General features: G+C 65.3%; 2 protein-coding genes. Both read right to left on the bottom strand.

The features are described 5' to 3' along the window. Positions 1-101 precede the first annotated feature (101 nt). Entirely contained in the window at positions 102-1,037 is a 936-nt protein-coding gene (locus AB1609_22700; GenBank protein MEW6049245.1) for an acetamidase/formamidase family protein, read from the bottom strand. Then, a partial coding sequence (locus tag AB1609_22695; GenBank protein ID MEW6049244.1) for an ABC transporter substrate-binding protein occupies positions 1,034-1,892 on the bottom strand: 859 nt, incomplete at its 5' end. The genes AB1609_22700 and AB1609_22695, both read right to left, overlap by 4 nt.

The following is a 1,892-nucleotide window of genomic DNA, read 5'->3' as shown; positions in this document are numbered from 1 at the left end:
CCAAACTCGACGGCCGGCAGCGCCGGGAAGCGGCGGTTGTGGCCCGTGCTCACTTCGTCCGAGAACGCCTGAAAGCTAAAGACCTCTCGTCATGAGACGTCTCAGACAAAGATGGCCCGCGGGAGATAGGCGGATACCACCCAGTTAGGGGCGTCCACCACCTCGCTGATGCGCAGGTCAACCGCCACGCTGCAAAGGGTGTACGCCAGGGCGGGCTCGAGCCGGTATTCCCGGCCCAGCAGGTCGATCATCTCCCGCACGGCATCCCTGGCTGCCGTCATCAGGTCGGGAGCGATTCCGGCAGTGACCTGATAGCCCTTGCCGTCCACGTGTCGGGTGGGCGGCTCGTTTACGATGAATCGCGGCCGCCGCTGTCCCGTAGCCTTCTGCAAATCGAAGCGCAGGCGTACCCGCATGGGACTCTCGATGGCCGTCCCGCAGACCTCTCCGTCCCCCTGGGCGGCGTGGGTGTCACCCACCGAGAACAGCGCGCCGTTCACCCTCACCGGCAGCATCAGCCGGCTGCCACGTACGAGGTCCCGGACGTCCATGTTGCCGCCGACCTCCCTCGGCGGCACGACCGAGTGCAATCCTGGCTCGGCCGGAGCCACGCCGATGGTTCCCGGGAAGGGCCGCACCGGCAGCCGGACCTCGGGGGTGAACTCGACGTAAGACGCGTTGTAGTGCGAAATGTGGAGGAACGGCTCCCGGAAATCTTCGGCCAGCAACCCGAACCCGGGGATGATGGCCGACCATCCCCAGCCGCTTCCCTGCAGGTCAACGATGTCCACCACGAGCGTGTCGCCCGGTTCGGCTCCTTCAACGAACACCGGCCCGGTTACCGGATTGACCCGCCCGAAGTCGAGCTTTCGGACATCTTCGGCTGTGCTCTTCTCGGAGAGCTGACCCCCGGAGGCGTCCACAACCTCGAATTCAACCTCGTCGCCCGGCGCCACGTGCAGCACGGGCGCCAGGCTGTTGTCCCACCCGAAGTGATGGTGGCCCTGATGAACGGTCTTGACGCTGACGGGCTTCATTTGACATACACCTCGTCGTAGTTGACCGGGATGTGAATGGGATCCACAAACAGCGCATCCTCGCCGCCAATCCGTTTGGACCGCATGGTAAAGCGGCGCTCGTGGAAAATGGGGATCCAGGCAGCATCCTCGGCGATGCGGGTGAAGATCTCGCGGTACTGGGCGAGCCGCTGCGCCTCCTGGTCAGGCCGGACCATGGCGTCGGCCCTGCGGGCCATCTCGTCCAGCTCGCGGTTGCAGTACCAGGCCCAGTTCCAGCCTCCCGGCACGGCGCTTGCGCACGAAAGAATCGGCCAGTAGAAGTTGCCGGGATCCGGATAATCGGCAATCCACGCCATACCGCCCGACCAGACCAGCGGCGCCCCGCCCGGGGTACCTGCAGCCTCAATGACAGGGCCTTGCGCCAGAGTGCGCAGCTCGACTTTCACCCCGATTCGGGCAAGGTCCTGCTGAATGGCCTGAGCAATGCGGGGGTTGGGGTCCGTGTTGTTGACGTAGAGCACCGTGCTGAAGCCGTTGGGATGTCCCGCCTGCGCCAGGAGCTGTTTGGCCCGTTCCGGGTCGAGGGGGAAGCCCTTGTACCCGGAGTTGTAACCAGGCATCAGGGGCGGCAGCGGCTGATTGGCAGGTTCGGCGCGGTTGTTGATGATCCGCACGATCCGCTCCTTGTCGATGGCCACGTTGAGCGCGCGGCGGACCCGCACGTCGTCGAAGGGCTTCACCTGGGTGTTGATGGCCACGTAGCCGGTATGCAACTGGTCACCCACGGCGACCTGGCTGCGCAATTCGGGGTTGTTCATGACCTCGACGAAGCGCGACGCCGGGATGCCGTCCCCCAGCACATCCACCTCGCCC

The sequence above is a fragment of the Bacillota bacterium genome (genome assembly GCA_040754675.1).
Lineage (GTDB): Bacteria > Bacillota > Limnochordia > Limnochordales > Geochordaceae > Geochorda.
This window is presented reverse-complemented; position numbering and strand designations above follow the sequence as displayed.